A 4,462-nucleotide genomic window follows, 5' to 3' on the forward strand; every position below is an offset into this window, starting at 1 on the left:
CCCCCCCGCCGCCCGAACAGCCGCAGCTGCAGACCCCACCGGTCGTGTCGCCGCCGCCGATCGTGCGCGTCCAGTCGCCGCCGCCGCCGATCGCTACGGTCGTCACGCCGCCGCCGGCTGCGCCGATCACGGTTCGCGCCGCAGCGCCTGCTCCTGTCCCGGTCGCGGCACCCCCCGCACCCGTGGTCAGCAAGGCCGCGGGCCCCAAGGGCGATCCGTCGCAGTGGGTGACCACCGACGATTATCCTTCCGACGCGCTGAGCGCAGAGGCGCAGGGTACCAGCAAGATCAAGTGGGAAATCAATACCGCTGGTCGTGTTGAGAACTGTGTCGTCGTCGCATCCAGCGGCAACTCGTCGCTCGATCGCGCGGCCTGCTCGAACATCACGCGTCGCGGGCGGTATTCGCCGGCGATGGACCAGAGCGGCAACCCCATCCGTTCCGCTTCGTCGCGCAACGTCGTGTGGCGCTTGCCAGAATAAAACCAATCCTAGCCGTGCGGGCCCGGGAAGGGGCCCCACGGTCATCTTGTCGAGAAGGAAGTTCCCCTAATGTCCACCATCATCCTCGCTGCCGGTGCCAACGCCGCAGACAATTTCGGCTTCATGAACGCGATGAAGCAGGGCGGCCCCGTCACCTGGACGACCGCTGGCATCCTCACGATCTTCCTGTTCTTCACGCTCTACATCTTGTTCACCAAGATCTTCGAGCAGCAGAAGATCATCAACCAGGGCCGTCGCGTCCGTGCGACCTTCTGGGCGTCGAACTCGCTGCGCGAAGGCGCTGCCAAGCTCGAGAAGAACTCGGCCTACAAGCAGATCGTCGACGACGGCATCGAAGCCCAGGAGCAGCATTCGCGTCTGACCGATCCGGTCGAAGCGCATGACTGGCTGCACGGCTCGCTCGCTCGCTCGGAAGCTATCATCAACTCGCAGCTCGGTGGCGGTCTCGCCTTCCTCGCAACGGTCGGCGCAACCGCACCGTTCGTCGGTCTGTTCGGTACGGTTCTCGGTATTTACCGCGCACTGATCGGCATCGGCCAGGCTGGCCAGGCATCGATCGACAAGGTCGCAGGCCCGGTCGGTGAGTCGCTGATCATGACCGCCTTCGGTCTGGTCGTCGCGGTTCCGGCCGTGCTCGCCTTCAACTGGCTGCAGCGTCGCAACAAGGCGATCGCCGAGCATCTCTCGGCCTTCTCGAACGACGTGCTGGGCTACCTTGCATCGAACGGTGCGGTTCGTCCGCATGCACCGGGCAAGAAGGCTCCGGTTGCTGCAGCGAAGCCCGCTGTAACGACCACGACGGCTGGCCAGGCCGGCGGCGTGCAGACCCGCGTCTAAGACTACCGAACGGGGCCGCCGCTCGGCGGCCCCGCTTCCTTCGCCGCCCGGTATGTCGGGCGGCCTGACCGATACGAATAGGATGGCCTTTCATGGCGATTAGTACAGGTGGCGGCGGCGATGACGCCCCGATGTCCGACATCAATACGACGCCGCTCGTCGACGTCATGCTGGTGTTGCTCATCATCTTCCTCATCACGATCCCGGCGATCGTGCAGACCGTCAAGCTGAAGCTCCCGGACGTGCGCTACGATCCGACCGTGACCAAGCCCGAGAACGTGTCGCTCTCGATCACGCGCAAGCCAGACGGCAGCTGCGCGGTGTTCTGGGGCCAGACGCCGGTGACGCATGAGGAACTGCTCAAGCGTGCGACCGACAAGCTCAAGGAAATCGTCGACAAGGCCGGCGGCGCCGCGAACTTGACGACCGACGACCTTCCCGAAGCGCATATCCGCGGCGACGTCGAGACTCCGTATCGCTGCATTGGCGGTGCAATCTACACGATGCAGTCGGCAGGCTTCGCCAAGGTTGGCTTCATTTCGGAACCCCCTCCCACGGGCGGTCCGTCTTCGTGATCGCTGCTGCAGCAGCGCATTTGATTTGCGGCTTCGCCGCAGGGAGTATTTGACATGGCAATTAGCGCAGGGCGTGCTGACGACCAGCCGATGATGGACATGAACACGACGCCGTTGATCGACGTCATGCTCGTGCTCCTCATCATGTTCATCATCACCATCCCGATCCAGACGCACGCGGTGAAGGTCGATCTTCCGATCAACGACCCGACCCAGACCAAGCCCTTGATCGACCCGCAAAAGAACAAGATCGTGATCCAGCCCGACGGCGTCGTGCTGTGGAACGGCGCGGCGACCGACCCGGCAACGCTGCAGCAGTATCTGACGCAGACGACGCAGCTGAACCCCGAGCCCGAGCTGCACTTCCAGCCCGACCCGGCGGCAAAGTACGAGAAGGTCGACCAGATCCTCGCGATCATCAAGCGGTCGAACGTCTCGAAGCTCGGCTTCATCGGCAACGAGCAGTATCGCAACGACTTCTAAGGCGTTCGCGACCATCGACGCACAATCAGGGCGGTCCTTCGGGGCCGCCTTTTTTTTGGCGGTGGCGCCGCGACAGGCGGGGGCGTACCGCCGGGGCTCCGCATTCCCGCTGCAACGACCGGGCGGATATCCGCGGGCGATCGGGCGGTCCGCGCTCGGCGGTGACCGCCCCCCCCCCAAGTCGCCATCGCCACAAGCCGTGGCGGCAAGCCGCAGGAGTGCTGGCCAGCGGCGCGAATAGCCGGCCAATCGCACCTGTCGTGCTCCAGGCGCTGGGCTCGATTGCCCCCCCCAGACGCGTGTTTTACAAAGTCGAGCGTTGCCAAATCTTGCTTGATCCAGACGAGTCACCAGCGGCGCGACACGCTGCTGCGCGTCCGATGCTGGCGCCGCCGCGAGGCCTGCGGAGTCGCCGATAGGAAAGACCAGCCCGAAAATATCGCGACTCGATCGATGTAGTATTGCGCCGACTTCGCGTTCGACCGCCCGTCCGTGGCGTACGCTTTGCACCCCCCAAAAGAAGCGCCCGTTCGTGGATGTTGGCCAATGGCCGCTTGCTCCATGCGATTTGCAGCGAAGTGCGGAGCCGCCCGGCTATGCTTGCGCCAAAGCAGCTTGCGGGCGCCGACGTCGCAAAAATTAAACTTGATTTATGTTTGAGGTCGATCCGATCAGGCGAAACCTCATGAGGATTGGCTGATCCGTCCCATTTAATACTGTTTTTCCAGGAGCATTAACGAAATCTGAAGCAGAAGAGACTTATCGATACCGCAAGGGGACCGTCGGTGAAGCTATTGCGCGCAATTAACCGGGCATCATGCGGTCTCTCGCGCGTCGGGACTATTGCGAAACGGTGTGATGGGACTGCCGCGGTCGAATTCGCGATTGTCGGGCCGGCTTTCATCGGCCTTGTGCTCGCGATCCTCTATACTGCATTAATCTTCCTGGCGCAGCAAATGCTCGAGACGGCGGCCCTGGCGTCGGCGCGCTTGTTGCTGACAGGATCCGCGCAAACGATCCGGCTGGCCAACGGCACCGTCGGAATGTCCGCGAGCGACTTGAAGAATGCGATCTGCAACGGGACCACCGGCACCAACGCGAGCGGCGCTGCCGTCACCATTGCGCCGTTGCTGCCACCGATGCTGTCGTGCAGTCGGCTCACGGTCAACGTCAGCACCGCGAACACGTACAATGTCGCGAGCACGACGGCTCCGACGTTCACCTACAACAGCCAAGGCGTCATAACGTCGACGAATACCGGCTATAACACCCAGTCCAACGGCAACGGGCAAAGCCAGATCGTTGTCCTGCAACTCATCTATCTGTGGCCGACGGGCGTCGGCCCCTTGGGTTTGAACCTCACGAACCAGCCCAACGGCAATCGCATGCTCGTGGCGACGTCTGTATCAACGACCGAGGCCTATTCGTGCAATTCGGGGCAGACCTCGTGCTGAGGCGCCTGGTCGATAGCACGCGCGGGGTCGCCCTCGTCGAGTTTGCAATGTGCCTGCCCGTGCTCATCGTCATGTATCTTGGCGGGTACGCCACGATGGATATGATCTCGTCGACGCGCAAGGTCACCACGGCGACGCGTTCGCTGGTCGACCTGGTCAGCCGAACCATGTCGCCGGCGATCATCTACAACAAGCCGCAAGACGCGAGCGCGACGTCGTACCTCAGCGCGAGCGCGGTTGCCCTGGCGCCGTACGCGCTCAACAACGCAACCGAGCAAATCTCGCTCCTGCGAATCTGCGACGCGACGCACGCCTATGTCGTTTGGACCCAGGCTCAAACGCAGACCGTCGATGGCAGCGCCGTGTCGGCGGTGACGTCGACCCACACCGCCGGGACGCTCCCCGCGAACCAGACACAGTCTGCCGCGAATGTGATTTCGATCCCGAGTTCGATGGTCACGGCCCCGATGGTTCCCGTTTCGCCGGACGGCTCGAACGTGTGCGCGAACTTCGCGCCGGGCACCAGTACCAAGAGGCTTTGTTGCAAAACTGACGTTGGGGATTCCCGTAGGGAATCGAGTGGGATAGATGGGCGTGATGCCCAAACCTG

At 63.1% G+C, this 4,462-nt stretch carries 5 protein-coding genes and 2 pseudogenes; 6 read left to right on the plus strand and 1 reads right to left on the minus strand.

The genetic code is table 11. The features are described 5' to 3' along the window. A pseudogene (locus QN347_RS18775) lies at positions 1–235 on the minus strand (hypothetical protein); the annotation flags it as partial. On the opposite strand from QN347_RS18775, the gene QN347_RS18780 reads away from it, so the two are divergent. From QN347_RS18780 to QN347_RS18805, 6 genes and pseudogenes are all read left to right on the plus strand, one after another. Next, the gene (locus tag QN347_RS18780) at positions 228–482 is read left to right on the plus strand and encodes an energy transducer TonB (RefSeq protein WP_323494311.1); all 255 of its coding nucleotides are present in this window, start codon (positions 228–230) and stop codon (positions 480–482) included. The pseudogene QN347_RS18775 and the gene QN347_RS18780 sit on opposite strands and share 8 nt — an antisense overlap. A 69-nt stretch (positions 483–551) precedes the next feature. Continuing rightward, positions 552–1,340, plus strand: a complete 789-nt coding sequence (locus QN347_RS18785; protein ID WP_133189831.1) for a MotA/TolQ/ExbB proton channel family protein — start codon at positions 552–554, stop codon at positions 1,338–1,340. A gap of 92 nt (positions 1,341–1,432) precedes the next feature. Then, complete coding sequence (locus QN347_RS18790) at positions 1,433–1,915, plus strand: ExbD/TolR family protein (RefSeq protein ID WP_165954502.1); 483 nt, start codon at positions 1,433–1,435, stop codon at positions 1,913–1,915. A 54-nt stretch (positions 1,916–1,969) separates the two neighbouring features. Further along, entirely contained in the window at positions 1,970–2,398 is a 429-nt protein-coding gene (locus QN347_RS18795) for a biopolymer transporter ExbD (protein ID WP_322160315.1), read from the plus strand. Between the two features lie 785 nt (positions 2,399–3,183). Beyond that, positions 3,184–3,852 carry a TadE/TadG family type IV pilus assembly protein gene (locus QN347_RS18800; protein WP_165954501.1) on the plus strand — a complete coding sequence of 223 codons (669 nt, stop codon included), beginning with the start codon at positions 3,184–3,186 and terminating at the stop codon, positions 3,850–3,852. A gap of 59 nt (positions 3,853–3,911) precedes the next feature. Next, a pseudogene (locus QN347_RS18805) lies at positions 3,912–4,462 on the plus strand (hypothetical protein); the annotation flags it as partial.

Origin of the sequence: Sphingomonas sp. 10B4, assembly GCF_035019905.1 — a bacterium.
GTDB lineage: Bacteria > Pseudomonadota > Alphaproteobacteria > Sphingomonadales > Sphingomonadaceae > Sphingomonas > Sphingomonas glacialis.